Source organism: Xanthobacter sp. DMC12 (assembly GCF_056314105.1).
Map to the genome: position 1 here is coordinate 109,808 of NZ_JBQUYZ010000005.1, position 25,986 is coordinate 135,793.

The window sequence follows — 25,986 nt, forward strand, 5'->3', positions numbered from 1 at the left end:
CAGCATAAAGCTGCCGTAACGGAAGGAGACGCCGCATGGTTGAAATGAACAGCTGGCAGCGCGGCCGGCTCATCGATCACATCCAGCTCGTCGTCCGCGACATCGCCCCCGCGCGCCGCTTCTACGGCGCGGTGATGGAGGTGCTCGGCGTGGAGATCCTCGATGCCGAGGGCTTCTTCTTCGCGGACGAGCTGTGCGTGAGCGTGGGTGAGCCCCTCACCGGCCGCGCCCACATCGCCTTCCAGGCGCCGGACCGGGACACCGTGCAGCGCTTCTATGAGGCGGCACTCGCCGCCGGCGGCACGGACAATGGCGGGCCGGGGCTGCGCCCCTATCACGCGGATTATTACGCCGCCTTCGTGCTCGACCCCGATGGCAACAACATCGAGGCGGTGTATCACGGGCCGGCCGAGCGCTCCGCGCCCTCGGTGGAGATCCGGGCCGCGGGCTGAGCCAGCGCCGCGCCCCCAAGGAAAAGGACATCCGACCGTGACCGACCGGCCGCTTGCCGAAAAGATCGCCCTCGTCACCGGCGCCACCCGCGGCATCGGCGCCGCCACCGCGGTGGCGCTGGCGAAAGCCGGGGCGCATGTGGTGTGCGTCGGCCGCTCGGAAGGCGGGCTGCAGGAGGTGGACGACGCCATCCGCGCCGTGGGCGGCAGCGCCACGCTGGTGCCGCTGAACCTCAAGGATTCCGAGGGCATCGACCGCCTCGGCGGCGCGCTCTACGAGCGCTATGGCCGGCTCGACATCTATGTGGCCAATGCCGGCGTGCTCGGCCCGCTCTCGCCGCTCGGCCACGTCTTCCCGAAGGACTGGGAGGACACGATCGCGGTGAACCTCACCGCCAACTGGCGCTGCGTGCGCTCCTTCGACCCACTGCTGAAGCTCTCCCCGGCGGGCCGGGCGGTGGTGGTCACCTCCGGCGCGGCCAGCAAGGCGCGCGCCTATTGGGGGCCCTATGCCATCACCAAGGCGGGCCTCGAAGTGATGGCCCGCACCTGGGCGGACGAAAGCGTCTCGGGCAATCTGAAGGTCAACCTCTTCAACCCCGGCCCCATCCGCACCCTGATGCGCGCCAAGGCCTTCCCCGGCGAAGACCCATCCACCCTCCCCGCCCCCGAAGAGGCGGCCGAGGCCATCCTGCCTTTGTGCCTGCCCACCTTCATGGAAACCGGCAAGCTCTACGACTTCCCGCAGAAGAAGCTGCTCAGCTTCCAGATGCCGGCGTAGGGGGGCTTGGAGGGGCGGCTGTCGTCGCGCCCAAACTGCCGTCGTGCTCCGGCTTGACCGGAGCATCCATCGCGCCGAAAGCGCAGATGACAGCGTGACGGGAGCGAAATCCGGCGGCGTGCGCCCAGCCGCGCCATGGGCCCTCCGGTCGAGCCGGAGGGCGACGGCGGTGTTGGGACAAGACCGGCCATGACGATGGCGCGAGCGATGCCGGCCGAAAAATGCCGTCGTGCTCCGGCTTGACCGGAGCACCCATCCCGCCGAAAGCGCAGATGGCAGCGTGACGGGAGCGGAATCCGGCGGCGCCCGCCCGGCCGCGCCATGGGCCCTCCGGTCAAGCCGGAGGGCGACGGCGGGAGGAAAACCGCCAGCGGTCGAAGCGCTCCCCCCTCACGCCGCCGCCAGCTCTCCCGCCAGCGCCTTGCGGATCAATTCCCGCGTCTCCGCCACCCCGTAGATGGCGACGAAGGAGCCGAAGCGGGGGCCGCGTTCGAGGCCGAGGAGCACCTGATAGAGCGTGTTGAACCACTCCACCGAGACGCCCGGCCGCTCGGGCGTGGCGCCCTTGGCCTTGAGGTCCTGGTAGCGAGGGATGGGGCGCGCCACGTCGTAGAGCACGGTCTGGATGTCGTCCGCGCTCGCGCCGGCCGGCAGCGCGGCCAGCGCCGCGTCGAGCTTGGCGAGGGAGTCGCGCTCCACCTCGTCGGGGGTGCGGAAGACCTTGTTGGGCTTCACGAAATCATGGAAGTAGCGCACCGCATAGCCCACCAGCTCGTGCAGCTTGGGGTGCGTCTGGTCCGACACGCCGGGCACATGGCGCTTCAGGAAGCCCCACAGAACGCTCTCGTCCTCCGTGTTGGAGGCCGAGGCGAGGTTGAGGAGCATGGTGAACGACACCGGCATGTCCACGTCCGGCGGGTTGCCGGCATGGATGTGATAGACCGGGTTGCCGAAGCGGAGCTTCCAGTCCTGCTGGGAATAGCGGGCGAGGAAGTTGAAATACTCGTCAACCGCCTTCGGGATCACGTCGAAGTGCAGCTTCTTCGCCGAGCGGGGCGACTGGAACATGTAGAGCGCCAGGCTCTCCGGGCTCGCATAGGTCAGCCACTCGTCGATGGTGAGACCATTGCCCTTCGACTTGGAGATCTTCTGGCCCTTCTCGTCCAGGAACAGCTCATAGACGAAATGCTCCGGCGCGGTGCCGCCGAGGATCTGGCAGATCTTGTCGTAGATCGGCGCGTTGGTCTGGTGATCCTTGCCGAACATCTCGAAATCGACGTCGAGCGCGGCCCAGCGGGCGCCGAAATCCGGCTTCCACTGCAGCTTCACCTTGCCGCCGGTGACGGGCAGCGTGGTCTCCGTGCCGTCCTCATCGTCGAAGGTGATGGTGCCGGCCTTGGCGTCCACATTCTTCAGCGGCACGTAGAGCACGCGGCCCGAAGTGGGCGAAATGGGAAGGAAGGGCGAATAGGTCGCCTGCCGCTCCTCGCCCAGCGTGGGCAGCATGACGGCCATGATCTCGTCATACTTCTCGGCGGCCTTCAGCAGCACCGCGTCGAGCTTGCCGGAAAAATAGTATTCGGTGGCGCTGGCGAATTCGTAGTCGAAGCCGAAGGTGTCGAGGAAGCGCCGGAGCATGGCGTTGTTGTGCGCGCCAAAGCTCGGATAGTCGCCGCCGAAGGGGTTCGGCACCTTGGTGAGCGGCATCTGGAGATAGGGGCGCAGCGCCACCGGGTCCGGCACGTTCTCGGGGATCTTGCGCATCCCGTCCATGTCGTCGGAGAAGCACAGGAGGCGCGTCTTCACCTTGTCTTCGGTGAGGATGCGGAACGCGTGGCGCACCATGGTGGTGCGCGCCACCTCGCCGAAGGTGCCGATGTGCGGCAGGCCCGAGGGGCCGTAGCCGGTCTCGAACAGCACCTCGTCCTTGGGCCGCTTCTTCAGCCGCTCCACCAGCTTGCGCGCTTCCTCGAACGGCCAGGCGTTGGCCGTTTCCGCGACCGCCTTCAGCTCGGCGGCGAGCTGGGTGGGATCGACGGGCGCAGGCGAGGCTTCGGACGAGGACATGACAGGCTCCGGAAAAGGAGCGCGAACTTAGGAATGCAGCCGCCCGGCGTCAACGCGGGGCGCCTTCCCTACCCTCGCCGGCTCTTGCGTTGACGCCGGGCGGCAAACGCCTATGCTGCAGCCGCGTTCCGGATGCCCCGGCGAAAAGGGCAAAAGGAGCGCAAGACATCGGACGATCCCTGCGGGAGAGACCGGCGGCCTCATGGGGAGGCGTGCCGGCGCCGAAGGCGCAACCGCCCCGGAACCGCTCAGGCAAAAAGGGCCGCAGGGGGACGAAACTCTGGAAAGCAGTCCGGCCAAGCCTTTAAGGCGCGGCGGGGCTCACCGAAGGAGTAAGCCGTGCCCTTCCACGAGGCGCGGTGAAATCTCTCAGGTCGGCAGACAGAGGGGGCGCCGCGCGGGCCGCGCAGGACCACCGGGAACGGGGGTTCGGCAGGCCCGGAAATTGGCGCTGTTCGTCCGGGAGTCCCTCTTGGCCTCATCCCCTGATTCGCATTCCGACACCGAGCCTCTGCTCGAAACCCCGCTCTGCGCCGCCCATGGCGCCCTCGGTGCCCGCATGGTGCCGTTCGCGGGCTATCTCATGCCGGTCCAGTATCCCGAGGGCATCCTCGCGGAGCACAATTGGACCCGCACCCACGCCGGCCTGTTCGACGTCTCCCACATGGGACAGGCGCTCCTCGTCGGCCCGGACCACGAGACCACCGCGCAGGCGCTGGAAGCCCTCGCCCCGGCGGATTTCGTGAACCTTGCGCCCGGCAAGCAGCGCTATTCGCAATTGACCGCCGAAGACGGCGGCATCCGCGACGACTTCATGGCCACCCGCCCGGCGGACCCCGCCGCTGACGGCACGCTGATCCTCGTGGTCAATGCCGCCTGCAAGGGTGACGACTTCGCCCACATCGAAGCCCACCTGCCCGACACCGTGAAGCTGGTGCAGCGCCCCGAGCGGGCCCTCCTCGCCCTGCAAGGGCCAGAAGCCGCGACGGTGATGGCCCGCCATTGCCCCGAGGCGGCGGACCTCGACTTCATGACCGCCCTCCCCCTCGCCTTCGACGGCGTTCCGGTGGAGGTCTCCCGCTCCGGCTATACCGGTGAGGACGGCTACGAGATTTCCGTCGCGGCGGAAGATGCCCCCGCCCTCTGGGCGGCGCTGCTGGCCGAGCCGGAGGTGAAGGCCATCGGCCTCGGTGCCCGGGACAGTCTCAGGCTGGAAGCCGGCCTCTGCCTCTATGGCCACGACATCGATCTCTCCACCTCCCCCATTGAGGCGGCGCTCAACTGGTCCATCCAGAAGCGGCGGCGGCTTGAGGGCGGCTTTCCCGGCGCCGAGCGCGTGCAGCGCGAGTTGGCGGAAGGCCCCGCCCGCGTGCGCGTGGGCCTGAGGCTGGAGGGCCGCGCCCCCGCCCGCGAGGGCGCGGAGATCGCCTCCAATGGAGAAGTCGTCGGCCGCGTCACCTCGGGCGGCTTCGCCCCGACGCTGCAGGCGCCCATCGCCATGGGCTATGTGCCGCCCGCGCTCGCCGCGCCCGGCACGCGCCTCGACATTCTGGTGCGCGGCAAGGCCCTGCCCGCCGTCGTCACCGCCCTTCCCTTCGTACCCACGCGCTACGCGCGCAAGCAGAAAACCGGGGGCTGACCATGAGTGTGCGCTACACCAAGGACCACGAATACGTCCGCATCGACGGCGACGTGGCGGTGGTCGGCATCTCCGACTACGCCCAGGGCCAGCTCGGCGACGTGGTGTTCGTGGAGCTTCCCGAGATCGGCAAGGCGGTGGAGAAGGGCAAGGAAGCCGCCGTCGTCGAGAGCGTGAAGGCCGCGAGCGAGGTCTATGCCCCCATCTCCGGCGAGGTGGTGGAGGTGAATTCCGAGCTGGAAGGCGCCCCCGGCCTCGTGAACGAGGATGCCGAGGGCAAGGGCTGGTTCCTGAAGCTGAAGCTCTCCAACCCCGCCGAAGTGTCCGAGCTGATGGACGAGGCCGCCTACAAGGCCTTCCTCGACACCCTCTGAGCGCGCCGGGAGGCGGACACCATGAGCGACGACACCCCCATTGCCACCGTCCGCTGGGAGCGCGGCGACGCCGTCTTCACCGACGGGCGCTATCCCCGCGCGCACCAATGGATGTTCGACGGGCTGACCGTGCCCGGCTCGTCTTCGCCTGCGGTGGTCCGCCTGCCCTTGTCGAAGGCCGATGCGGTGGACCCGGAGGAGGCGCTGGCCGCCTCCCTCTCCGCCTGCCACATGCTGTTCGTGCTGGATTTCGCCCGCCGGGGCGGCTTCTGCATCGACGTCTACGAGGACAAGGTGATGGCCGCGTTCGGCAAGACCGAGCGGGGCAAGACCTGGATTTCCCGCATCGCGCTCAACCCCGCCATCGTCTTCTCGGGTGACAAAACGCCCACCACCGAAGACGTGGCGGCCTTGCACGACAAGGCCCACGACGAATGCTTCGTGGCCAATTCCCTGCGCTCGGAGGTGGTCATCACCCCGAGCTTCACCATCGCCTGAAACGGGACCGGCGGCATCATGCGCTATCTTCCCCTCACCGCCGACGACCGCGCCGAGATGCTCGCGCGCATCGGCGTTTCGTCCGTTGACGACCTGTTCGCCGACATTCCCGCCGCCCAGCGCGAGCATGAGCTGCCGCGCCTTGCGCTCCACAAGAGCGAGCTGGAGGTGGAGCGCGCGCTCTCCCGCCTTGCGGCGAAGAACGTGCCGGCCGGGTCGGTGCCCTTCTTCGTTGGCGCCGGGGCCTATCGCCACCACGTGCCGGCGAGCGTGGACCACCTGATCCAACGCTCGGAATTCCTCACCTCCTACACGCCCTACCAGCCGGAGATCGCGCAGGGCACCCTGCAATATCTCTTCGAGTTCCAGACGCAGGTGGCCGAGCTGACCGGCATGGAGGTGGCCAACGCCTCCATGTATGACGGCTCCACCGCCGCCGCCGAGGCGGTGCTGATGGCCCACCGCGTCACCAAGCGCCGCAAGGCGCTGCTGGCCGGCAACCTGCACCCGCACTATCGCGCGACCATCGAGACGGTCTCGCACTATGCCGCCGACGAGGTGGTGGCGCTGGCCCCCGTGCCAACGGGCGGGGAAGACATCATCGCCGCCATCGATGCCGGCTGCTCCTGCGTCGTCGTCCAGTCGCCGGACGTGTTCGGCAACATCTTGGATCTGAAGCCCATCGCCGAGGCCGCCCACAAGGCCGGCGCCCTGCTCATCGCCGTGTTCACCGAGGCGGTCAGCCTCGGCCTCATCGAGCCGCCCGGCGCCCAGGGCGCCGACATCGTGGCGGGCGAAGGCCAGTCCATCGGCAATGCGCTCAACTTCGGCGGCCCCTATGTGGGCCTCTTCGCCACGCGGCAGAAGTATGTGCGGCAGATGCCGGGGCGCCTCGCCGGCGAGACGGTGGATGCGGAAGGCCGGCGCGGCTTCGTGCTCACCCTCTCCACCCGCGAGCAGCACATCCGCCGCGAGAAGGCGACCTCCAACATCTGCACCAATTCGGGCCTCTGCGCGCTGGCCTTCACCATCCATATGAGCCTACTCGGGCAGACCGGGCTCGTGCGGCTGGCGCGGGCCAACCACGCCGCCGCCTGCGACCTCGCGGACCGGCTCGCCGCCGTGCCGGGGGTGAGCGTGCTCAACGACACCTTCTTCAACGAATTCACCCTGCGCGTGCCGGGCAACGCTTCGGACGTGGTGGAGAAGCTGGCTGCAAAGGGCATCCTCGGCGGCGTCCCCTATTCCCGCCTCGCCCCGAAATCAGGCCTCGACGACCTCATCCTCGTCGCCGCCACCGAGACGACGACAGAAGACGATCGCGCCGCCTATGCCGCGGCCCTCAAGGAGGTGCTGTGATGAACCGCGAAGGCCGTGGCGCGACGACGCCGCACATCGTCGGGGGCACCAGCGCGGGTCCCGTCACCTTCACCGGCAACCGGGGGCTCGACCTTGAGGAAGGCCTGATCTTCGAGATCGGCCGCACCGAAGTGACGGGCGTGGACATTCCCGAGCTCGCCCCCTTCAAGGACCGGCTCGGCACCCACGCGCGCAATGCGCCGCTGGAACTGCCGGGCCTCTCCGAGCCCGAGGCCATGCGCCATTACGTGCGCCTCTCGCGCATGAACTATGGCATCGACAGCGGGCTGTTTCCGCTCGGCTCCTGCACCATGAAGCACAACCCGCGCCTCAACGAGAAGATGGCGCGGCTGGCGGGCTTTGCCGACATCCACCCGCTCCAGCCCCTCTCCACCGTGCCCGGCGCGCTGGAGCTGATGGCGGAGCTGTCGCGCTACCTGCTGGAGCTTACCGGCATGAAAGCCGTGGCGCTCACGCCCAAGGCGGGCGCCCATGGCGAGCTGTGCGGCATGATGGCCATCAAGGCCGCCCACGAAGCCCACGGCAATGGCGATCGCCATGTGGTGCTGGTGCCGGAGAGCGCCCACGGCACCAACCCCGCCACGGCCGCCCTCATCGGCTATGAGGTGCGCTCCATCCCCGCCCGGCCGGACGGCACGGTGGACCCGGAGGCGGTGAAGGCCGCGCTGGGGCCGGAGGTGGCGGCCCTCATGCTCACCAATCCCAACACCTGCGGCCTGTTCGAGCGGGACGTGGTGGCGATTGCGGCGGCGGTGCATGAGGCTGGCGCCTATTTCTATTCGGACGGCGCCAATTTCAACGCCATCCTCGGCAAGGTGCGCATCGCCGACCTCGGGGTCGATGCCATGCACATCAACCTCCACAAGACCTTCTCCACCCCCCACGGCGGCGGCGGCCCCGGCGCCGGCCCGGTAGTGCTCTCTCAGGCCCTCGCCCCCTTCGCCCCGGTGCCGGCGCTGGTCGCCACCGCCGATGGGCTGGTGCTGGTGGAGGATGAAGGGTCGGCGGGCGCCGAGCAGGCTCTCGGCCGCATGAGCGCCTTCCACGGCCAGATGGGCATGTTCGTCCGCGCGTTGTCGTGGATGCTCTCCCATGGGGCGGACGGCATGCGGCAGGCCTCCGAGGATGCCGTCCTCTCCGCCAACTATGTCCGCGCCTGCCTGATGGACGTGATGAGCGCCCCCTTCGCCGAGCGCCCGGCCATGCACGAGGCCCTGTTCGACGATGCGTGGCTGGCGGGCACCGGCCTCTCCACCCTGGACGTCGCCAAGGCACTGATCGACGAGGGCTACCATCCCATGACGGTCTACTTCCCGCTGGTGGTCCACGGGGCGATGCTGATCGAGCCGACGGAGAGCGAATCGAAGGCCTCCCTCGACCTCTTCCTCGGTGCCCTGCGCGACCTCGCCATGGCCGCCAAGGCGGGGGAGAAGGAGCGCTTCCTCGGCGCCCCCCATTATGCCCCCCGTCGCCGTCTGGACGAGACCCGCGCCGCCCGCGCGCCGGTTTTGCGGTGGGTTCGGCCTGAACCGCTCCCGAACGCCGCCGAATAGGGGGTGTGAACGCGCCTGACAGGGTGGTGTGAACCACCCTTTCCCCCCTGTCAGGAGGGGCTATGCTCGACCGATGTTGTCCGCCCTCTCTTTCCTGCGCCGGATGCGCCACGGCATGACCCTCGGTGTCCGGGTACTGGCCACCGACGAGGCCGGCCGGCTCCTTTTGGTCCGACACACCTATGTGTCCGGCTGGCATTTTCCCGGCGGCGGGGTGGATCTGGGCGAGACCGCGGAACAGGCCGCGCGGCGCGAATTGCGCGAGGAGGCGAACGTGGAGGCCGAGGGACCCCTGACGGTTTCCGGCTGTTATTTCAATCCTTTGGTCGGGGGGCGGGATCACGTCGTCCTCTACCGCGCGGCCCGGTTGACCATCGGTCCCCGGCCGGAGCGGAACCTCGAAATCGTCGCCGCCGACTTCTTCCCGCCCGACGCCTTGCCCGACGATACCACCCCCGCCACCCTGCGTCGGATCGCCGAATGGCGGGGCGCTCCCCCGTCCGACCGCTGGTGAGGCGCCCTGTCACGGGCGATTGACCGGCGCGGATTGGATAAATACCGCCGCCCGCGCTATCGTGGCGCCTGAAGTTTCATCCCAGCCGGCGCGCCATGTCCGTCACCCTGTCCCAGGAAACCGAGGTTTCGCAACGGCTTGCAGCGCATGCCGACGACACCGCTGCGGCGCGGCGGGGGCTCGGGCGCGCTGGTGTCCTCGGCCTTGCGGTGGTCCTGGCGGCGCTCTGCGCGGGGGGACTGCTGCTGTGGGCGCGCTACGGCGCGGCCGTGTTCTTCGATCTGCTGAGCGCCGGCTTCTCCGGCTGCCTCTGAGCCCCGCGATTGCCCCCAAGGCCTTGAAATCATGTCGCCACGCACGAAGATCCTTGCCCTTTTCTCGGCCTTCGCCGCGGGCGCCCTCATCCTCGTCACAGCCGTCACCCTGTTCCTGCCGGAGCCGCCGCCGAAGGTGACGGGCCAGGCGGCGGTGGGAGGGCCCTTCAGCCTGACTGACCAGAACGGCCGGCCGATCACCGAAGCCGCCCTCAAGGGCAAGCCCACGCTCATCTTTTTCGGGTTCACCCATTGCCCGGACGTGTGCCCGACCGCGCTGTTCGAGATGTCGGAAATCTTCAACGCCTTGGGTCCTGATGCGGGCAAGGCACAGGCCTTCTTCGTCTCCGTGGACCCCGAGCGGGACACGCCGGACGTGCTCAAATCCTATGTTTCCAGCTTCTCGCCGCAGATCGTCGGCCTGTCCGGAACGCCGGAGGCGACCGAGCAGATCAAGCGCGAGTTCCGCGTCTATTCGCGCAAGGTTCCGCTGAAGGACGGCGACTACACCATGGACCACACCGCCGTGGTCTATCTCATGGACAAGGACGGCAATTTCGTCGCGCCATTCAACTCCAAGCGGCCTCCGGCCGAGGCTGCGGCGGAGCTGAAGCGCTACTTCTGAGCCCTCCCACGGCGCCCCGTCGCGCGGCGCCGTGCTCGGTCTTCTGCCAGTGGTAGGGCCGGCGGATCAGCTCGACCACCGCCCGCCACGCCGCCAGCGACAGCAGCAGCCAGTAGATCGGAATCATCGCGATCGTGCCCCAGCCGGGCCTCATGCCCCGCCGGCCGAGCCCGACCATCATGGTCACGGCCGCACCGGCATAACCGGCCACGAGAGTGGTGTAGGTGAGCGCGCTCGTCATCACCTCCGCCATGTAGGTGCAGGGCAGACCGACGACGCCGCCGACGAGGTCGGCGATGAACAAGGCGAGGCACAGCGGATGCACCAGCGCCGCCGCATAGGGGCCCGCCGTGAGCAGCACCAGCGCGACCGTGCCGCCCAGACCGAGATCCCGCGCCAGCGCCCGTGGCCGGCGGCCATGCACCAGCAGCGTCTGCGCCCAGCCCTTCAGCCAGCGGGTGCGCTGGCCGATCCAGGCACGCCGCGTCACCGGCGCCTCCTCGAAGGTGGTGGAGGAAATGACGCATGTCTGCCAGCCGGCGCGGGCGAGGCGGATGCCGAGGTCGGCGTCCTCGGTGACGTTGTAGGGGTCCCAGCCTCCCACCTGATCGAGCACGCGGCGGCGGAAATGGTTCGAGGTGCCACCGAGCGGAATGGGCAGGCCGAGCGCGCTGAGCACCGGCAGCAACACGTCGAACTGGCCCGCATATTCGGCCGCGAACTGGGCCGATATCCAGCTGTTGCCGCCGTTGTCGATGCACAGCCGCGCCTGCACGCAGCCCACCTTCCGCCCGCCCGTACGGAACGCGGCGACCACCCGGAGCAACTGGTCCGGCTCCGGCAGGTCCTCGGCGTCATAGATCGCGACGATGCTGCCGCGGGCAAAGGGCAGCGCCGCTTCCAGCGCCTTCGGCTTGGTGCGCGGACCGACCGGCGCGACCGCCACCTCCATGATATGCGGCGGCAGGGTCATGCCCGCGATAGCGGCGCGGGTGGCATGGTCACCAGCTTCCACCACGAGCTTGATGTCCAGCTTCTCTGGCGGATAGTCGAGGGCTTCAAGGGCGGCGACCAGCCGCGGCACGCTCGCCGCCTCGTCGTAGAGCGGCACCAGCAGCGAATAGACCGGCAGGGAACGCGGATCGAGCACCGGCAGCGGCTCCTCCGGCGGCGTATAGAGGCAGCCGGCGAGTCGCAGGGCGATCCAGGCCAGGAAGACGAGCGAAAGAGCCGCCTGAACGCCGAGAATGGTCATCTCCGGCGCCAGCGCCAAAAGGGGTGCGAGCGGCAAGCCGACAGCGGCGGTTCCGAGCCCAACGATGCGGCCGGGCCGCAGCGTCGATGCAGATTTGAGCGGATCGGACCGGACCAGACGCTCTGTCGCCGCGGCGGCCAACCGGGGGCCGCAGACGGCGCCGATGCGCCGGGCGAGCGCCAGGGGCGGGATCAGTTCCACCCGCGACGCAAGACCCGCATCCCGCTTCAGCGCCCGTCGCAGGCGCCAGACGATGCGCCCGCGCGCCGCCATCACGAAATGCGGGCGCCCACTCCCGCACACGAGGGTTCCCGTGCGCAGCACGGCCTCCGCCATTGCGGGGTCATGCGGGAGGTCCGGCAGGTTTGGCGCGGCTACGGAAAGGCCGAGGTCGCGGGCGAGGAGATGGGTGGCGGCGTCCTCATCGAGGGCGCCCGAGGCGACCAGCACCTCATCGACGCCGACGCCGATTTCCCGTGCCCGCGCATGGGCTGCACGCAATGTGTCGGCATCCACGTGATCGCGATAGGGACGAAGCTCGGGGGCAGCCAAGGTATGCGGGACGGCCGACGACCAAGGGGCGGCAGCAGCAGCCCCCTCCCGGGCGTGGGCCAGCCCGCGCCCAAGGTCGCGATGGCCCTCATCCACATCATGGCTTACATGGCTCCGCCCCTTGCGGGCGGCACCGGCATCCCCCACCATGCCCCAACCCTCATGCAACCCTAGGGTAAGCTCGCCACAATGCTTCCACCAGCCTCTTTCCTGAGCATCCGCGCGGCCCATCCGCGCGCGCGCTGGACCGGCCTCAGGGCTCTGGTGCTGACTGCTGGCATGCTGACGGCAGGAGGAGCAGCGGCACAGCAGCCGCCGGCGGGTCAGGCGAGGCCGGCGCAGGGTGGCCCTCCGCCGCTGGTGGAGCGTGCGGACAAGATCGCCATCACGCCGGTGGTGGTGCCGAATTTCTGGAACGTCGAACGGCGGCTGGAGCGGCCGGACGCCGCCAAGCTCCCGAAGGAATTGCGGTTCGTCACGACGGACGATTACCCGCCCTTCAACTTCATCAATTCCACCGGCGCCCTGACCGGCTTCAACATCGATCTGGCGCGGGCGATCTGCGCGGAACTCAGCGTCACCTGCTCTTTCCAGACCGCGGCGTTCGCCGACGTGGCGGACGTGGTGGATCAGGGCCGCGCGGAAGCGGCGATCGCCGGCCTCGTCGCCACCCCGGCATCCCGGGCGACGCTGGACTTCTCCGAACGCTATCTCGGCACGCCGGCGCGCTTCGTGGGGCGCAAGCAGGAAACGTTGGCGCAGGCAACGCCCGAGGAGGTGGCTTCCAAGAAGGTCGCCGTGGTCAGCCGCACGGCGCACGAGGCCTATCTGCGCTCATTCTTCAATGAGGCCGCCATCCGCCCCTATCCCGACCTCAAGGCGGCGCAGGAGGCGCTGAAGGCCGGGCAGGTGGACCTTCTGTTCGGCGATGGCATCACCCTCGCACTCTGGCTGAATGGCACCGACAGCGCCGCCTGCTGCCGCTTCGTGGGCGGCCCCTTCACCGAAAGCCGCTTCTTCGGCGACGGCTTCTCCGTGGCGGTGAAGGAGGGCAACGACACCCTGCGCCACGCCATGGACTTCGCCCTGCAGCGCATCTGGGAGAAAGGCGTCTATACGGACCTCTACCTGCGCTGGTTCCCGGTGGGCTTCTACTGAGCCGCGTCCGCGGCGTTCAGGCCGCCTATCGCGGACCGCCGGCGATGAGGCGGGCGGTGCGCTCGATGGCCGCCGGATCGTCGGCAAGGCGGTCGGTTAGCAGATGCAGCCAGTTGAAGCCGATATAGAGGGCGAGGAGGTCATCGACCTCCTGCGCGGCGATCTCCCCGCGGTCCGCTGCGCGTTCGAACATGTGGCGCAAGTCGCGCAACCGATCCGGCAAGAACTTGTCGCGCAATGCGGATAGGGCGGCATCGGTCGTCTGGGCTTCGGCGATGAGCGCGCGGAAGGTGCTGCCGGACGGCGTCTCCCGCCAGAAGCCCCACAGGGCGCGGGTGTAGGCGAGAAGATCGCTCCAGAGGGCGCCGGTGTCCGGCAGCGCCATGTGGCTCGCCTTTTCCGCCGCATAGACATCAACCAGCAGATCAGCCTTGGTGGGCCACCAGCGATAGATCGTCGGCTTGCCCGCTCCTGCCCGCCGCGCCACCTCATCGATGGAAAAGCCGGCATAGCCGCGCTCCGCCAGCAGCGCCCGCGCCGCCGTCAGGATGGCGGCCTCCGCTTCGGGATTGCGCCGCGCTCCGATGGAAGAGCGCCGACGGTCGGCGGGACTGGTATCGGGCATGCGGCGTCGCCTTCCGAGATTTCCCCTTGCATAACGAAACGGGTCGTATATATCAATATCAATAGGAACGATCCGTTTCGTTCCTATCTTTCAGATCCTGCCGCTTCCGGAGTTGCTGCCATGAGCAATCCTGCAATCCTGGCCCACCTGCGCTTCCTGGCCCTGATGATGATCGGCGCCTATGCGCTCATCAATGCCATCCTGACGCTCCTTTCCCCCCTCACCGCTGGATGGCCGATATGGGAATCCACGCTGCTCGCCGTGCCACCGATGGTGCTGGGGATGGTCCATTTCGTGCTCCCGATCGCGCGGCGGCATCTGACACGCCCGGACCGGACGCAGGCGTGAGCCAAAACGAAAGAGCCGCCCTGATGACAGGACGGCTCCGACACCCGATCAAGGCGACCAGAAAAACACAGCTGCTCAGTGGCGGGGCGCGGGAAGTCCGAGCTGAGACGACGGCGCCGGGCGGGCGGCCTCGGCCCGCTTGTGCTCGCGGCGGGCGGCGCGCGCTTCGCGGCGATAGCGGCCCTGCCGCGCCCAGGTGACCACCCCGCCGGCAATGACGCCGACGATCACCGCAGCGAAAATGATCGCGAACAGCGGCAGCGTCACTGACACGGCCGGATGGTCCGGCGAGAAGGGATCGAGGGAGAGCGTGACCGGCTTGCGGTTGGCAACCGCCAGCGCCACCGCGAGGATAGCGAGGGGCAGGCCGATGAGGATGGAGAGGAAGCGGCTCACGGGGCCTACTTTCCAGTGTTGAGACGCTCGCGCATCTCCTTGCCGGTCTTGAAATAGGGAACGGTCTTTTCGCTCACGTCCACCTGTTTGCCGGTGCGCGGATTGCGGCCGACGCGCGCATCGCGCTTCTTCACCGAGAAGGCGCCGAAGCCGCGCAACTCCACGCGATCACCGCGCTCAAGCGCAGAGGCGATCTGCTCCAGGATGGCGTTGACGATGTTTTCCACGTCCCTCTGGTAGAGATGCGGATTGGCCTCGGCGATCTTCTGGACAAGCTCGGACTTGATCATGGTGGCCCCAGTTCCCTCGAAAGCATCTGCCAAAAGTGAGCCAAGGCCCTTTGCGGCGGAGTGGGCGGCCGGATGTCCGGCAGGGTTGTCAGGTGTTGTTTTCGATGTTGCCGGAAGGCCGCCAAGCGCTTGTGAATGCAATCTTAACCCTAAGTCCGAGGGTGCCAGAGGGCCAACAGACCGTCAAGTTGACTGCGCTCCAGCGCGCCTTTCGCCGCATCCGTCAGAAGCGCCGCCGCCTGCGGGAAGCCGAGGGCGCTCACGACCCCGCGCGCAGCGCCCAGCAGCCAGCCGAACTCGTCGCCGACCTCCTTGGTGCGCCAGGTGCGGACCTTGAGGGCCTCGCTGACGCCCTTTTCGCGGGCAAGCCACGCGCGGGCGGTGCGCTCGTCGCCGAGTTCGTCCACGAGCTGGAGCTCGAGGCCCTGATGGCCGGTGAACACGCGGCCGTCGGAGACGTTGGCGAGCTTGGCATCAGAAAGCTTGCGGCGGTCGCCCACGAGATTCTTGAACCAGGCGTAGCTGTCCTTCACCAGTGAATCCACGGCGGCGCGCGCCTCCGGCGTCACCGGCTCATAGGGATTGGGCGAGGCCTTGAGCGGGGAGGATTTGATATCCTCCATGGTCACGCCCACGGTCTTCAGAAGCTCGGTGAAGTTGGGAAACTGGTAGATGACGCCCACCGAGCCGACCAACGCATTGCGGCGGGCGACAATGTGGTCCGCGCCCAGCGCCGCGATATAGGCGCCCGAGGCAGCGACACCCTCCACGACAGCGACCACCGGCTTCTTCTCGGCGAGGCGTCGCAGCGCGTCGAACAATTGCTCGGAGCCGGTCACGGTGCCGCCGGGGCTGTCGATGGAGAGAATGACGGCGCTGGCGCGAGAGCGGCCAATCTCCTCCAGAAGCTCGACCCGTTCGCGATCGTTGCGGATGATGCCGCCGATCATGATCCGCGCCACGTGAGGCGAGGAGGCGGGAATATCGCGGCCGACGAGGGCCGACACGCCCACAGCCACCGCGGCGACGACGCCCAGCACCCCGAGCACGCGCCAGAAGGTGACCTTTCGCCGGAGGCGGCGACGTTCGACGATCTGGTCGGCATCCAGCGACATGGCGCGCGTTCCTCGGCAGGCAGTCCCAAGCCCCACGCGGACTTAAGCAGGCGGCGCGGCGTTGGCAAGCGCTCCCGCGCGGGAGCTTAGTCTGCCAGGGCGGCGATGACGGCGTTGAGAACCGGAAAGCCAGCGGGGGTGACGCACAGACGGTCCGCCTCGCGCGACACCAGCCCCTCGGCTTCCAGCATCCCGAGACGATCGCGGTCGATGCGTCCGCCCAGGCGGGCGTGCCGGGCGAGATCGACGCCTTCCCGAAGTCGGAGCCCCATGAGTAGCATCTCATCCGCCTGCTCGGAGCCGGAAAGCGTCTCGTCCGAGACGATGCCGTGCCCGGCAGCCTCCACACGCTTCAGCCACTCCTCCGGCGCCCGCTCGGTGAAGGTGGCGCGGCGGGCGGCGCCCGACGCCAGCCGGCCGTGGGCGCCGGCGCCGACGCCCGCATAGGTGCCATAGCGCCAGTAGACGAGATTGTGCCGTGCCTCGGCACCGGGCCGGGCGTGGTTGGAGACCTCGTAGGCCGGAAGGCCGGCCTGCGCCGTCACCTCCTGAGTCACGTCCCAAAGGGCGCGTGAGAGGTCATCGTCGGGCAGAATGAGCTTGCCGGCACCGTATAGCCGTTCGAACGGCGTGCCCGGCTCGATGATGAGCTGGTAGAGGGACAGGTGCTCGCAACCCTCATCGAGCGCGCGCCGCAGTTCCGCAGCCCAGGCTTCGGGCGTCTGGCGCGGGCGGGCATAGATGAGGTCGAAGGACACGCGATCGAAGGCGCGCCGCGCGATGGCGACGGCCGCCAGCGCTTCCGCCACCGAGTGCATTCGCCCAAGGCCCTGAAGGTCCGCATCGTCAAGCGCCTGCACGCCGAGCGAGACCCGGTTCACGCCCGCGGCCCGGTAGCCGTGAAACCGCTCCGCCTCCACGGAGGTGGGGTTCGCCTCCAGCGTCACCTCGGCATCGGCCGTGAGCGGCCAGGCTTCGTCGATGGCTTCCAGGATCGCAGCGACGGTGGCGGGGGCCATGAGGGAGGGTGTCCCGCCGCCGAAGAAGACCGTCTCCGCCCGTCGCGGCCCCGACAGGGCCCGCATGTGGGCGATCTCGCGCCGAAAGGCCGCGATGTAGCGGGCCTCGTCCGGCGGCACGAGGCGGACGTGGCTGTTGAAGTCGCAATAGGGGCATTTGGCCTTGCAGAAGGGCCAATGCACGTAGACGCCGAAGCCACCGCCCGTGTCCGCCCCCGGAAGAGAATGCGCGGGAGCGTTCGCGGAGGGAGCCTGATTTGAAATCGCGCTCACCCCTTCAGGCACGCCTGCGAGAGCTTCAGGAAGGCGCGGGCGCGGTGGGAGAGGCCGAAGCCCTTGGGCGGCATGCCGTGCTTCTCGTCCGCCGTCATCTCCGCGAAGGTCTTCACATGGCCCTCGGGGAGGAACATGGGATCATAGCCGAAGCCCTTGGCGCCGCGCGGCGGCCACACGAGGGTGCCGTCGACGGTGCCCTCGAACTCTTCCAGATGTCCATCCGGCCAGGCGATGCAGAGCGCGGAGACGAAGCGGGCATGGCGCTGCGCGGGATCGGTGGCGCCGACCTTCTGCAGTTCGGCCTCCACCTTCTCCATGGCCATCTCGAAATCGCGATCCGGACCGGCCCAGCGGGCGGTATGGATGCCCGGCGCGCCGCCGAGCGCGTCGATCACGAGGCCTGAATCGTCCGCGAAGGCCGGAAGCTGGGCCGCATTGGCCGCCGCGACCGCCTTGAGGCGGGCGTTGCCCTCGAAGGTGGTCTCGGTCTCCTCCGGCTCGGGCAGGCCGAGTTCGCCGGCGGAGACCGCCTCCACCCCGTGGGGCTCCAGCAGCATCTTCATCTCGATGAGCTTGCCGGGATTGTGGGTGGCCACCACGAGCCGCCCGGTGAGCTGGCGTGCCATCAGCCGATCGCCAGCTTCTGGAGCGACACGAGCTGATCCACGCCCGAACGCGCGAGCGAGAGCAACGAGAGCAGTTCGTCCTGGGTGAACGGCGTCTTTTCCGCCGTGCCCTGGATCTCCACGATGCCGCCGGTGCCGGTCATGACGAAATTGGCGTCGGTCTCGGCGACCGAATCCTCGGCATAGTCGAGGTCGAGCACGGGCGTGCCCTCATAGATGCCGCAGGAGACCGCCGCCAGATGCTGCTTGAGCGGCATCTCCTTGATCATGGAGCGGGACTTCATCCAGCTCAGGCAGTCGTAAAGCGCGATCCAGGCGCCGGTGATGGAGGCGGTGCGGGTGCCCCCGTCGGCCTGGAGCACGTCGCAATCGATGGTGATCTGCTTCTCGCCCATCGCCACGAGATCGGTGACGGAGCGCAGCGAACGCCCGATCAGGCGCTGGATTTCCTGGGTGCGGCCGGACTGCTTGCCGGTGGTGGATTCGCGCCGGGTGCGGTCATGGGTGGCGCGGGGCAGCATGGAATATTCCGCCGTCACCCAGCCGCGTCCCTGGCCCTTCAGCCACGGCGGCAGGCGCTCTTCCAGCGTCGCGGAGACGAGGACGTGGGTGTCGCCGAACTTCACGAGGCAGGAGCCTTCCGCGTGGCGCATCACGCCCCGTTCAAAGGACACCGCGCGCATCTCGTCGGGGGCGCGCTTGCTGGGGCGCATGATGGATACCTCTTTGTGCGTCATGGGCGCTCCTTTTAGAGCGCCGCGCGCCGGGAGGAAAGCAAGGGACGCGACAGAGCCCGCGGAGCGCTTGAACCCGGCCCCGGCGAGGGACACATTAGAGCCAGCGAAATCCTTATGTCCGAAGGCTGAACCCGTGGCGCTCGATCCGTTCCTGCCCCTCTCGACCGGCGGCCTCGCGCAGATCGACCAGCGTTCGCGCGAGATTTTCCGGCAGATCGTGGAGAGTTACCTCGCCACCGGCGAACCGGTGGGCTCGCGCAACATCGCCCGCCTCATCCCCATGACGCTCTCCCCCGCCTCTGTGCGCAACGTGATGGCGGACCTGGAAGCGGCCGGGCTCATCTACGCCCCCCACACCAGCGCCGGGCGCCTACCCACCGAGCGCGGCCTGCGCTTCTTCGTGGATGCGCTGATGGAGGTGGGCGACGTCAACGAGCGCGATCGCGCCAATATCGAGACGCAGGTGCTCGCCGCCGCCCGCACCACCACGGTGGAAGGCGTGCTGCAGGAGGCGTCCGCTTTGCTCTCGGGACTTGCCCGCGGCGCCGGCGTCGTCACCGCCACCAAGACCGACCCCCGCCTGAAGCATGTGGAGTTCGTGCCGCTGGAGCCGGGCCGCGCCCTCGTCATCCTCGTATCCGAGGACGGGCAGGTGGAAAACCGGGCGCTGACCCTGCCGGCCGGCCTGCCCGTCTCCGCCCTCACCGAGGCGACCAATTTTCTCAACGCACGCATCCGCGGCCGCACCCTCTCCGATGCCCGGCAGGAGATGGACAGCCTCCTCGCCGAGCTGAACCGCGACCTTGACACCCTGACCGCCCGCGTGGTGGAGGCCGGGCTCGCCTCCTGGTCGGGCGACGAGCCGGGTGGACGCACCCTCATCGTGCGGGGGCAGGCGAAGCTCCTGGAAGACCTGCGCGCGCTGGAAGATCTGGAGCGCATCCGCCTGCTGTTCGACGACCTCGAGACCAAGCGCGAGGTCTCCGAGCTGCTCGGCCGAGCGGAGGAGGCGCAGGCGCTGCGCATCTTCATCGGCTCGGAAAACCGGCTGTTCTCGCTTTCCGGCTCCTCCACCATCGTCGCGCCCTACCGCGACGGGCAGGGGCGCGTGCTGGGAGTGCTCGGTGTCATCGGCCCGACGCGGCTCAATTACGGGCGCATCGTGCCCATGGTGGACTTTACCGCCCGCCTCGTCAGCCGGGTGCTGGGCGCGCCGGGGGCGGACGCGGCGTGAGGGGAGGCATCACCCCGACTTGATTTTTCGCCCCATCGCCCCGATATGCGCCGGGACGATTGGCCTTTGCCCGGCGGCATGTGACCTCGGGCGAATCTCAAGGCAGGGGAAGTGACCGGATGAGCGAGCAGAAGCGCACGCCCGAGACCGGCGGCGACGCAAGCGAAAACGGCGCCGCGCGGGGTACTCCACAGGTGAACGAGGCAACCGCCGAGGCGGAAGCGAGTGCCATGGCGGATGCCGCCCTCGGCGACCCCGCGGGCGACAAGGCGCGCCTGGAAGCGGAAATCGCCAGCCTCAAGGACAAGTTCCTGCGCGCGTTCGCGGAGGCGGAGAATGTGCGCCGCCGCGCCGAGAAGGAAATCCAGGACGCCAAGACCTACGGCATCGCCTCATTCGCCCGCGACGTCCTGAACGTGGCGGACGATCTGGCCCGTGCCCTGGGTTCGGTGGAGGCAGAGGCCAAGGCGACCGCCGAAGGCGGGTTCAAGGCGCTGCTGGACGGACTGGAGCTGACCGAGCGCGGCCTCGTGAAGGCACTGGAAAAGCACGGCATCCGCAAGATCGAGCCGAAGGGCGAGAAGTTCGACCCCAATCTGCACCAGGCCATGTTCGAGGTGCCGGACCCGAGCGTCCCCACCGGCACCGTGGTGCAGGTCGTCCAAGCGGGCTACGTCATCGGCGAACGCGTTCTGCGCCCGGCGATGGTCGGTGTCGCCCGCGGCGGCCCGAAAGCCGAGCCCAGCAAGGCCGCAGGCGCGGCATGAGGCTCGATTTCTGAAAGTTACATGTCGTTGGAGGCGGACACGTGCCGCCTCCCGGGCTCTCCGCCGCCCGGACCACCGCTCGCTCCGATCAGGTCGGCGAGGGCATCGGCGATGACACGGCTGGTGTAGGGCTTGGCCACGCGCGGCGCATCGGCGAATTCTGCCGGCATGCGCACGCTGCCCGTGTAGCCCGAGCAGAAAATGAAGGGAATGCCACGTTCCGCGAGGACCGCTGCGGCCGGATAGACCGGCTCGCCGGCCAGATTCACGTCGAGGATGGCAGCGTCGATGCGCTCGGAGGTCGCGGCCGCGACCGCGGCGGCGAGGCTCGCGACCGGCCCGACCACGGTGTAGCCCAGCGACCTCAGATTGTCGTCGAGCCCCAGTGCCACGAGGTACTCATCCTCAACGACGAGCACCCGCCTTCCCGACAAGATCATCTTCAACGCCTTGGCTGACTGCATGTCCACTCAGGGGCATGTCCGGGTTCAACCAGTGGCCGCGGGAAAAGTTCCACGCGCCGCAGCAAGGCGTTGAACGAACGCCGGAAGGTCGAATCCGCCCTTCCGGTTCGTCGCGAAGCCCCCCGATCAGTCCTTCGCGCGTTCCACGTAGGAGGCGTCGGCGGTCATGATGACGACGCGGGTACCGGCCGAGATGTGCGGCGGCACCATGGTGCGCACGCCGTTGGAGAGCTTGGCGGGCTTGTAAGAGGAGGAGGCCGTCTGGCCCTTCACGGTCGGCTCGGTGTCCACGATCTCCAGCACCACGCGGGCCGGAAGCTCGATAGCGATCGGCACGCCATTATGGGTGGAGAGCATGCATTCCATGCCTTCCTGCAGATAGACCGACTGGTCGCCCATCACATCCTTCGGCACGGTCACCTGATCGTAGGTTTCCGGGTTCATGAAGGTGTAGCCGTCGGAATCCTCGTAAAGGAAGGTGTGCGGGCGATCTTCCACGAAGGCGCGCTCCACCTGCTCGGTGGTGCGATAGCGCTCGGAGATCTTCACGCCGTCGGAGATGCGGCGCATGTCGAGCTGCGTCACCGGCGTGCCCTTGCCGGGGTGGATGTTCTCGGCGGTGAGCACCACGTACAGCTTGTCGTCGATGTCGACCACGTTGCCCTTGCGCAGGGTGCTGGCGATAACCTTGACCACGTCGTCTCTTCCTTGACCTGATGCGCGGCGGCCGCGCCGATTGAAAACCGGGGGACGGCGGCACCGTCTGGCTGGTTCGGCGCGCACCATAGCGATAATGGCGCGCAACGCCAGTCTTGCACCCGTCTTTCCGAAACCGCGCAGCGGCAGTGGCCGGCCGCTCCGACCGGCCGCAAGGAGGAATCCATATCATGGCGGTATCGAGTTCCCCGCCCGTACCCCCCTCCTCCGCATGGTGGCAGCCGGATGTCCACGCCGATCGCCGCCCCTTCCTGCTCGCCCGCAGTCGAATTGCCGCCGCCCTGCGTGCCGCCTTCGCAGAGGACGGCTTCATAGAGGTGGAGACACCGGCGCTGCAGGTCTCTCCCGGCAACGAGACCCATCTGCACGCCTTCGGCACGGACCTCATCGGCCCGGACGGCGCGACGCGACGCCTCTATCTGCGCACCTCTCCCGAGTTCGCAGCCAAGAAACTGCTGGCGGCCGGAGAGCCCAGGATATTCGAGTTCGCCCGCGTGTTCCGCAATCGCGAGCGCGGCATGGCCCACCATCCGGAATTCACTATGCTGGAGTGGTATCGCGCTGGCGCGCCCTATACCGCGATGATGGAAGATTGCGCCCGGCTCCTGGTCCGCGCCGCCGCGGCTGGCGGGGTGACGTCCTTCTTCTATCGCGACAAGCCGTGCGACCCCTTCGCCGCGCCGGAGCGCCTGACGCTCGTGGCGGCCTTTAACCGCCATGCGGGGATCGATCTCGAAGCCCTTCTGCCGGCCGCCGGTGAAACACCGGATGCTGCCCGCTTCGCCCGTGCGGCGGCTGAGGCCGGCATCCGCACCGCGCCCGACGACACCTGGGCCGACATGTTCTCGCGCGTGCTGGTGGAGAAGATCGAGCCGCATCTCGGGGTCGGCCGCCCCACCATCCTGACCGACTATCCCGTGAGCGAGGCGGCTCTCGCCCTGCCCAAGCCGGACGACCCGCGCCTCGCCGAACGGTTCGAGCTGTATTGCTGCGGGCTGGAGCTTGCCAACGCCTTCGGCGAGCTGACCGACGCCCGGGAGCAGCGCCGGCGCTTCGAGAAGGACATGGACGAGAAAGAGCGGCTCTATGGCGAGCGCTATCCGCTCGACGACGACTTTCTTGCCGCGCTGGCCCTCATGCCGCCGGCCAGCGGCTGCGCCCTCGGCTTCGACCGGCTCGCCATGCTCGCCAGCGGGGCGCGTCGGATCGAGGATGTGCTCTGGGCTCCGGTGGCCGGAACTTGAAACACGCCACTTTGTTCAGGCGCCGCGCTGGCTTGAGGCGTTGCTTCGCTCAGGCGCCGCGCGGGCTTCTGGTCAGTTGATCTCGAACAGGGTCGAGAAGCCGGAGATGTCGAACACCTCGCGGATCTGAGGCTGGAGCGAGGATAGCGCGAGCTTGCGCTTGGCCCCGCGCATGGCCTTGCCGGCGACCAGCAGCGCGCGCAGGCCAGACGACGACACGTAGTCCACGCCGGCGAGGTTCACGGTGATCCCCCCGTCGGTCATCGACACGACTTCCATAAGGCTCGCCTCGAACGGCTTGGCGTTGGGCGTGTCGAGGCGCCCCGCCACCTTCAGCACCACGTCGCTTCCGACCTGCTCACGCTCGATGTGCATCAGCCTCTACTCGCTTGATGTCCGCCTCCGGGGCGGCCGGCTGATCCGGATTATCCTCATTCTCGGGCGTACGCAACGCAATCGCGCTGCGGCGCACCAGCCAGATCGCCCGCTCGAACAGGCTGGTCGCCAGCAACAGCTGCCGCGCGTCCGACCCCGCGCCAAGTGCCGATGCGGCAAGCTGGCGACGGATGCGGTTCAGCATCTCCGAGCGATCACCGGAGAGCGCGATGATGAGATCGAGGTCCTCCACCGGCCCGTCCGTGGCGTCGGCGAGGGACAGGGTGATGGTGCGCAGCGATTCCGAGAGGGCGAAGGCCAGCGGCGGAACATCCTCGAAGCCCTCCACCACCTCGGTGAAGTCGTGCAGGGTGTCCTGCAGGGTGCGCACGTTCTCCACCAATGCCTGGTGATGCAGCGCCACTTCGAGGCTGTCGCGGGCGAGGCCGACGACGATCAATTCCGAGATGAACTGGTCTACGGCAAGGCCCACCGAGGCGGCGCCCCGCCACAGGGCGAGCCGCTCGCCGGCATCGCCGCTGTCTTTCTGGTCGAGGTCCGGCAGCAGGGTCGGCAGTAGCTTGATCAATCGCAGCGTTTCGCTGACCGCGAGGTCGAGCGCGGTGGAGGGGTCGGCCAGTGCGTCGTCATGGATGAAGCGCGGGCGCGAGGCGCCGTCCTCGATCGTCGGCGGGCTCAAGGCGGCGGCGAATTTTTCGGAGATGCCGCGGGCGAAGGCGACCGGAATGGCACCTGCAAGCTGCAGGGACAGGAACAGGATCGACAGGGACATGGAGGCCGTGCCTTTGCCCACCGCCGCGAGGGTCGCGACCCCGTCGAAGCCGACGAGACCGCCGAGGCCGAAGAAGGCCCCGACCAGAAGGCAGCCGACCGCCTTCACGAGCACATGGACGTAGCAGAGCTGGCGACCCGTCCCTTCCAGCCCTCCGGCGGAGATGACGGCCGCGAGGCCCGAGCCGAGGTTCGCGCCGAGCACGATGAAGACCGCATCATGAAGGCCGAGGAGGCCGGCCTGCATCAGCGCCAGCACCAGAATGGTGGGGGTGGAAGACGACTGGCTGACGACCGAGATGGCAAACCCGAGAAAGAAGCCGAGCAAGGGCGTCAGATGGTCGGCAAGGCTCCCCGCCACGACCGAGATGTCGAGCGCCCGCGGCGCCTCCTTGATGAAATCGAGACCGAGCAGCGCCAGGGCGAGGCCGAATGCCACCCCCATCCATTGCGCCATGCCGCGGCGGCGGTCGAGCCGGAAGTGGAAGGCGATTCCCACGAGGCCCACGAGATAGAAGACGAGAAGCCGGAAATCGATCGCCGCCACGAAGACCAGCGCCGCGGTGCCCACATTGCCCCCCGCGACCACGGGAATGGCGTCGCGCGTGGTGAAGGCGCCGCCGCGCACGAGATTGCCGCTGATGACCGCAACAGCGTTGGACGATTGCGTCGCCGCGCCTGCCAGCGTGCCGCACAGCAGCCCGGCCACCGGTGAGCGCGTGGCCCGGCGCAAAAGCGTGCGCAGCTTCCGGCCCGTCGCCTGCTGGAGATGCGTCGCCATCGCCTTGAGGCCGACGAACAGAAGGCCGAGGCCGGCCACAAGCTCGGCAATAACGAGCATAGATCAGGCATTCCCTCGCGGTATCATGGGAACGACGCGAACGCGGCCGATGTTCCGCGGCCGGGACCGTGCAGTCCCCCGACCAGCCATCATAGATCGCGAAGTGCGACACTCTCGTGAGCGGATGCGGCCTCGATCAGGCTCAGCCGGCTGCGTTGGCCACCAGGGTCAGCTGGTTTTCCTCGCCCTCGCGGCTGTAGTCGAGCGTCTCGAGGAAATGGCGCATCAGCTGCACGCCGTGGCCGCCGATCTTGGCGTCCTCGATGCTGTCCGGCACCACCGGCTCGGCAATGCTGGTGGGATCGAAGGGCACGCCATTGTCGATCAGCCGCACCGCAACCCGGCCTTCCGGCAGGCGCCAGCACTCGATGCGGATGTGCGGCGGCCGGTCGGTGCCGGCGAAGCCGTAGGAGACGACGTTGGTCAGCGCCTCCTCGAGGCTGAGTTCCAGCGCGAAGCGGGTGGCGTCGGGCCAGCCCTGCTCATCGGCCAGCGTGCCGAGCCAGCCCGTGGCATCGGTGATGTCGTCGATGCGCGCGCCCACATCGAGGGTCGAGACGAGGGTTCCGGCCGCGGGCGTCGCCATGGGAGCCGCCGTCAGGTTGCCGGAGAGACGCCGGCGGCCGCGAGCGCCTCGTCCCGCGTGGCGTGGATGCCGACGAGTTGGTCGACGCCGGTGGCGCGCAGCACCTTCTCCACCTGGGGGTCGCAGGCGAACAGCCCCATCGTTCCCCCCTTGCGATGCAGCCCCTTGGCACCCGCGAGCAGCAGGCGGATGCCGATGGAGGCCATGAACGGCGTGCTGGAGAGGTCCACCACAAGCACCCGCGCGGCCTCGCAGGACGACTTGAACTCCGGCTCCACCGCCGCCGCGCCGGCAATATCCAGCCGGCCCTCAAGGCGTACGAGGATGATGTCGGGGCCGAGGGGCGTCCTCTCGATCTTCATGGGGCCAGTT

At 68.4% G+C, this 25,986-nt stretch carries 30 protein-coding genes and 1 riboswitch; of the genes, 15 read left to right on the plus strand and 15 right to left on the minus strand.

Annotated elements, in window-relative coordinates:
- Positions 1–35 precede the first annotated feature (35 nt).
- Entirely contained in the window at positions 36–452 is a 417-nt protein-coding gene (locus tag ACT535_RS18305; RefSeq protein WP_168457587.1) for a VOC family protein, read from the plus strand.
- A 37-nt stretch (positions 453–489) separates the two neighbouring features.
- Positions 490–1,233, plus strand: coding sequence for an SDR family NAD(P)-dependent oxidoreductase (locus tag ACT535_RS18310; RefSeq protein ID WP_476329422.1), 744 nt, complete (start codon positions 490–492; stop codon positions 1,231–1,233).
- 390 nt (positions 1,234–1,623) lie between these two features.
- On the opposite strand, the gene ACT535_RS18315 is transcribed toward ACT535_RS18310, so the two are convergent.
- Positions 1,624–3,300 carry a lysine--tRNA ligase gene (locus tag ACT535_RS18315; RefSeq protein ID WP_476365535.1) on the minus strand — a complete coding sequence of 559 codons (1,677 nt, stop codon included), beginning with the start codon at positions 3,298–3,300 and terminating at the stop codon, positions 1,624–1,626.
- Between the two features lie 172 nt (positions 3,301–3,472).
- Positions 3,473–3,575: riboswitch (glycine riboswitch) on the plus strand.
- A 197-nt stretch (positions 3,576–3,772) separates the two neighbouring features.
- On the opposite strand from ACT535_RS18315, the gene gcvT reads away from it, so the two are divergent.
- From gcvT to ACT535_RS18355, 8 genes are all read left to right on the plus strand, one after another.
- Positions 3,773–4,939 (plus strand): glycine cleavage system aminomethyltransferase GcvT, encoded by a 1,167-nt coding sequence (gcvT, locus tag ACT535_RS18320; RefSeq protein WP_476365536.1) that lies wholly within the window; start codon positions 3,773–3,775, stop codon positions 4,937–4,939.
- 2 nt (positions 4,940–4,941) lie between these two features.
- Positions 4,942–5,313: a glycine cleavage system protein GcvH gene (gene gcvH, locus ACT535_RS18325; RefSeq protein WP_476365537.1), complete on the plus strand. Its 372-nt coding sequence runs from the start codon at positions 4,942–4,944 to the stop codon at positions 5,311–5,313.
- A gap of 21 nt (positions 5,314–5,334) precedes the next feature.
- On the plus strand, positions 5,335–5,811 hold the full coding sequence (locus tag ACT535_RS18330; RefSeq protein WP_476365538.1) for an OsmC family protein: 477 nt from the start codon (positions 5,335–5,337) through the stop codon (positions 5,809–5,811).
- An 18-nt stretch (positions 5,812–5,829) separates the two neighbouring features.
- Positions 5,830–7,170 carry an aminomethyl-transferring glycine dehydrogenase subunit GcvPA gene (gene gcvPA / locus ACT535_RS18335; protein WP_476365539.1) on the plus strand — a complete coding sequence of 447 codons (1,341 nt, stop codon included), beginning with the start codon at positions 5,830–5,832 and terminating at the stop codon, positions 7,168–7,170.
- Positions 7,170–8,744 carry an aminomethyl-transferring glycine dehydrogenase subunit GcvPB gene (gene gcvPB, locus ACT535_RS18340; RefSeq protein WP_476365540.1) on the plus strand — a complete coding sequence of 525 codons (1,575 nt, stop codon included), beginning with the start codon at positions 7,170–7,172 and terminating at the stop codon, positions 8,742–8,744. Before gcvPA ends, gcvPB begins: the two co-directional genes overlap by 1 nt.
- Positions 8,745–8,817: 73 nt before the next feature.
- Complete coding sequence (locus tag ACT535_RS18345) at positions 8,818–9,258, plus strand: NUDIX domain-containing protein (protein ID WP_168457579.1); 441 nt, start codon at positions 8,818–8,820, stop codon at positions 9,256–9,258.
- Between the two features lie 95 nt (positions 9,259–9,353).
- Positions 9,354–9,572 carry a hypothetical protein gene (locus ACT535_RS18350; RefSeq protein ID WP_476365541.1) on the plus strand — a complete coding sequence of 73 codons (219 nt, stop codon included), beginning with the start codon at positions 9,354–9,356 and terminating at the stop codon, positions 9,570–9,572.
- Positions 9,573–9,603: 31 nt separating this feature from the next.
- A complete protein-coding gene (locus tag ACT535_RS18355; protein WP_168457578.1) occupies positions 9,604–10,197 on the plus strand; it encodes an SCO family protein in 594 nt (197 codons plus the stop codon).
- Here the strand turns inward: ACT535_RS18355 and ACT535_RS18360 are convergent.
- Entirely contained in the window at positions 10,142–12,154 is a 2,013-nt protein-coding gene (locus ACT535_RS18360; RefSeq protein ID WP_476365542.1) for a glycosyltransferase, read from the minus strand. The two genes, ACT535_RS18355 and ACT535_RS18360, sit on opposite strands and share 56 nt — an antisense overlap.
- 39 nt (positions 12,155–12,193) lie before the next feature.
- Between ACT535_RS18360 and ACT535_RS18365 the strand changes: the two genes are divergently transcribed.
- Entirely contained in the window at positions 12,194–13,162 is a 969-nt protein-coding gene (locus ACT535_RS18365) for a transporter substrate-binding domain-containing protein (RefSeq protein WP_476365543.1), read from the plus strand.
- Positions 13,163–13,187: 25 nt separating this feature from the next.
- Here the strand turns inward: ACT535_RS18365 and ACT535_RS18370 are convergent, their stop codons facing one another.
- On the minus strand, positions 13,188–13,787 hold the full coding sequence (locus ACT535_RS18370) for a TetR/AcrR family transcriptional regulator (protein WP_476365544.1): 600 nt from the start codon (positions 13,785–13,787) through the stop codon (positions 13,188–13,190).
- Positions 13,788–13,907: 120 nt separating this feature from the next.
- Between ACT535_RS18370 and ACT535_RS18375 the strand changes: the two genes are divergently transcribed.
- A complete protein-coding gene (locus ACT535_RS18375) occupies positions 13,908–14,135 on the plus strand; it encodes a hypothetical protein (protein WP_168457575.1) in 228 nt (75 codons plus the stop codon).
- Between the two features lie 75 nt (positions 14,136–14,210).
- Here the strand turns inward: ACT535_RS18375 and ACT535_RS18380 are convergent, their stop codons facing one another.
- The 6 genes from ACT535_RS18380 to rph all read right to left on the minus strand — a co-directional run bounded on the left by ACT535_RS18380 (position 14,211) and on the right by rph (position 18,570).
- Positions 14,211–14,531, minus strand: coding sequence for a lipopolysaccharide assembly protein LapA domain-containing protein (locus ACT535_RS18380; protein ID WP_476365545.1), 321 nt, complete (start codon positions 14,529–14,531; stop codon positions 14,211–14,213).
- 5 nt (positions 14,532–14,536) lie between these two features.
- Positions 14,537–14,821, minus strand: coding sequence for an integration host factor subunit beta (ihfB, locus tag ACT535_RS18385; RefSeq protein ID WP_024277130.1), 285 nt, complete (start codon positions 14,819–14,821; stop codon positions 14,537–14,539).
- A gap of 149 nt (positions 14,822–14,970) precedes the next feature.
- Complete coding sequence (gene sppA, locus ACT535_RS18390) at positions 14,971–15,936, minus strand: signal peptide peptidase SppA (RefSeq protein ID WP_476365546.1); 966 nt, start codon at positions 15,934–15,936, stop codon at positions 14,971–14,973.
- Positions 15,937–16,022: 86 nt separating this feature from the next.
- Positions 16,023–17,138, minus strand: a complete 1,116-nt coding sequence (hemW, locus tag ACT535_RS18395) for a radical SAM family heme chaperone HemW (RefSeq protein ID WP_476365547.1) — start codon at positions 17,136–17,138, stop codon at positions 16,023–16,025.
- A gap of 86 nt (positions 17,139–17,224) precedes the next feature.
- A complete protein-coding gene (gene rdgB / locus ACT535_RS18400) occupies positions 17,225–17,857 on the minus strand; it encodes an RdgB/HAM1 family non-canonical purine NTP pyrophosphatase (protein ID WP_476365548.1) in 633 nt (210 codons plus the stop codon).
- A complete protein-coding gene (rph, locus tag ACT535_RS18405) occupies positions 17,857–18,570 on the minus strand; it encodes a ribonuclease PH (RefSeq protein WP_168457723.1) in 714 nt (237 codons plus the stop codon). Before rph ends, rdgB begins: the two co-directional genes overlap by 1 nt.
- A 157-nt stretch (positions 18,571–18,727) precedes the next feature.
- Between rph and hrcA the strand changes: the two genes are divergently transcribed.
- A complete protein-coding gene (gene hrcA, locus ACT535_RS18410) occupies positions 18,728–19,828 on the plus strand; it encodes a heat-inducible transcriptional repressor HrcA (protein ID WP_168457571.1) in 1,101 nt (366 codons plus the stop codon).
- 119 nt (positions 19,829–19,947) lie between these two features.
- A complete protein-coding gene (gene grpE / locus ACT535_RS18415) occupies positions 19,948–20,595 on the plus strand; it encodes a nucleotide exchange factor GrpE (RefSeq protein ID WP_476365549.1) in 648 nt (215 codons plus the stop codon).
- A 17-nt stretch (positions 20,596–20,612) separates the two neighbouring features.
- Here the strand turns inward: grpE and ACT535_RS18420 are convergent, their stop codons facing one another.
- Together ACT535_RS18420 and efp are read right to left on the minus strand one after the other, a co-directional pair.
- Positions 20,613–21,059: a response regulator gene (locus ACT535_RS18420; protein WP_476365753.1), complete on the minus strand. Its 447-nt coding sequence runs from the start codon at positions 21,057–21,059 to the stop codon at positions 20,613–20,615.
- Between the two features lie 126 nt (positions 21,060–21,185).
- Positions 21,186–21,755 (minus strand): elongation factor P, encoded by a 570-nt coding sequence (gene efp / locus ACT535_RS18425; RefSeq protein WP_168457569.1) that lies wholly within the window; start codon positions 21,753–21,755, stop codon positions 21,186–21,188.
- A 191-nt stretch (positions 21,756–21,946) separates the two neighbouring features.
- Here efp and epmA point away from each other — a divergent pair, with 191 nt between their 5' ends.
- Positions 21,947–23,020 carry an EF-P lysine aminoacylase EpmA gene (gene epmA, locus ACT535_RS18430; RefSeq protein ID WP_476365550.1) on the plus strand — a complete coding sequence of 358 codons (1,074 nt, stop codon included), beginning with the start codon at positions 21,947–21,949 and terminating at the stop codon, positions 23,018–23,020.
- A 72-nt stretch (positions 23,021–23,092) separates the two neighbouring features.
- Here epmA and ACT535_RS18435 read toward each other — a convergent pair whose 3' ends face one another.
- The 4 genes from ACT535_RS18435 to ACT535_RS18450 all read right to left on the minus strand — a co-directional run bounded on the left by ACT535_RS18435 (position 23,093) and on the right by ACT535_RS18450 (position 25,976).
- On the minus strand, positions 23,093–23,395 hold the full coding sequence (locus ACT535_RS18435; protein WP_168457568.1) for an STAS domain-containing protein: 303 nt from the start codon (positions 23,393–23,395) through the stop codon (positions 23,093–23,095).
- Positions 23,379–25,028, minus strand: coding sequence for a Na/Pi cotransporter family protein (locus ACT535_RS18440; RefSeq protein ID WP_476365551.1), 1,650 nt, complete (start codon positions 25,026–25,028; stop codon positions 23,379–23,381). Before ACT535_RS18440 ends, ACT535_RS18435 begins: the two co-directional genes overlap by 17 nt.
- Before the next feature lie 142 nt (positions 25,029–25,170).
- Positions 25,171–25,614 carry an ATP-binding protein gene (locus tag ACT535_RS18445; protein ID WP_476365552.1) on the minus strand — a complete coding sequence of 148 codons (444 nt, stop codon included), beginning with the start codon at positions 25,612–25,614 and terminating at the stop codon, positions 25,171–25,173.
- Positions 25,615–25,625: 11 nt separating this feature from the next.
- Positions 25,626–25,976, minus strand: coding sequence for an STAS domain-containing protein (locus tag ACT535_RS18450; protein ID WP_168457565.1), 351 nt, complete (start codon positions 25,974–25,976; stop codon positions 25,626–25,628).
- Positions 25,977–25,986 lie beyond the last annotated feature (10 nt).

What these genes read in the sequence shown, in the direction of transcription:
- ACT535_RS18305 (WP_168457587.1), top strand. Translation starts at nt 36, where the DNA reads ATGGTTGAAATGAACAGCTGGCAGCGCGGCCGGCTCATCGATCACATC.
- rph (WP_168457723.1), bottom strand. Translation starts at nt 18,570, where the DNA reads ATGCGCCCCAGCAAGCGCGCCCCCGACGAGATGCGCGCGGTGTCCTTT.
- ACT535_RS18355 (WP_168457578.1), top strand. Translation starts at nt 9,604, where the DNA reads ATGTCGCCACGCACGAAGATCCTTGCCCTTTTCTCGGCCTTCGCCGCG.
- ACT535_RS18360 (WP_476365542.1), bottom strand. Translation starts at nt 12,154, where the DNA reads ATGGTGGGGGATGCCGGTGCCGCCCGCAAGGGGCGGAGCCATGTAAGC.
- ACT535_RS18440 (WP_476365551.1), bottom strand. Translation starts at nt 25,028, where the DNA reads ATGCTCGTTATTGCCGAGCTTGTGGCCGGCCTCGGCCTTCTGTTCGTC.
- rdgB (WP_476365548.1), bottom strand. Translation starts at nt 17,857, where the DNA reads ATGGCACGCCAGCTCACCGGGCGGCTCGTGGTGGCCACCCACAATCCC.
- ACT535_RS18370 (WP_476365544.1), bottom strand. Translation starts at nt 13,787, where the DNA reads ATGCCCGATACCAGTCCCGCCGACCGTCGGCGCTCTTCCATCGGAGCG.
- sppA (WP_476365546.1), bottom strand. Translation starts at nt 15,936, where the DNA reads ATGTCGCTGGATGCCGACCAGATCGTCGAACGTCGCCGCCTCCGGCGA.
- epmA (WP_476365550.1), top strand. Translation starts at nt 21,947, where the DNA reads ATGGCGGTATCGAGTTCCCCGCCCGTACCCCCCTCCTCCGCATGGTGG.
- ACT535_RS18330 (WP_476365538.1), top strand. Translation starts at nt 5,335, where the DNA reads ATGAGCGACGACACCCCCATTGCCACCGTCCGCTGGGAGCGCGGCGAC.
- ACT535_RS18375 (WP_168457575.1), top strand. Translation starts at nt 13,908, where the DNA reads ATGAGCAATCCTGCAATCCTGGCCCACCTGCGCTTCCTGGCCCTGATG.
- ACT535_RS18435 (WP_168457568.1), bottom strand. Translation starts at nt 23,395, where the DNA reads ATGCACATCGAGCGTGAGCAGGTCGGAAGCGACGTGGTGCTGAAGGTG.
- ACT535_RS18345 (WP_168457579.1), top strand. Translation starts at nt 8,818, where the DNA reads ATGTTGTCCGCCCTCTCTTTCCTGCGCCGGATGCGCCACGGCATGACC.
- gcvH (WP_476365537.1), top strand. Translation starts at nt 4,942, where the DNA reads ATGAGTGTGCGCTACACCAAGGACCACGAATACGTCCGCATCGACGGC.
- ACT535_RS18365 (WP_476365543.1), top strand. Translation starts at nt 12,194, where the DNA reads ATGCTTCCACCAGCCTCTTTCCTGAGCATCCGCGCGGCCCATCCGCGC.
- ihfB (WP_024277130.1), bottom strand. Translation starts at nt 14,821, where the DNA reads ATGATCAAGTCCGAGCTTGTCCAGAAGATCGCCGAGGCCAATCCGCAT.
- gcvPA (WP_476365539.1), top strand. Translation starts at nt 5,830, where the DNA reads ATGCGCTATCTTCCCCTCACCGCCGACGACCGCGCCGAGATGCTCGCG.
- ACT535_RS18420 (WP_476365753.1), bottom strand. Translation starts at nt 21,059, where the DNA reads ATGCAGTCAGCCAAGGCGTTGAAGATGATCTTGTCGGGAAGGCGGGTG.
- ACT535_RS18450 (WP_168457565.1), bottom strand. Translation starts at nt 25,976, where the DNA reads ATGAAGATCGAGAGGACGCCCCTCGGCCCCGACATCATCCTCGTACGC.
- ACT535_RS18445 (WP_476365552.1), bottom strand. Translation starts at nt 25,614, where the DNA reads ATGGCGACGCCCGCGGCCGGAACCCTCGTCTCGACCCTCGATGTGGGC.
- gcvPB (WP_476365540.1), top strand. Translation starts at nt 7,170, where the DNA reads ATGAACCGCGAAGGCCGTGGCGCGACGACGCCGCACATCGTCGGGGGC.
- grpE (WP_476365549.1), top strand. Translation starts at nt 19,948, where the DNA reads ATGAGCGAGCAGAAGCGCACGCCCGAGACCGGCGGCGACGCAAGCGAA.
- ACT535_RS18315 (WP_476365535.1), bottom strand. Translation starts at nt 3,300, where the DNA reads ATGTCCTCGTCCGAAGCCTCGCCTGCGCCCGTCGATCCCACCCAGCTC.
- ACT535_RS18350 (WP_476365541.1), top strand. Translation starts at nt 9,354, where the DNA reads ATGTCCGTCACCCTGTCCCAGGAAACCGAGGTTTCGCAACGGCTTGCA.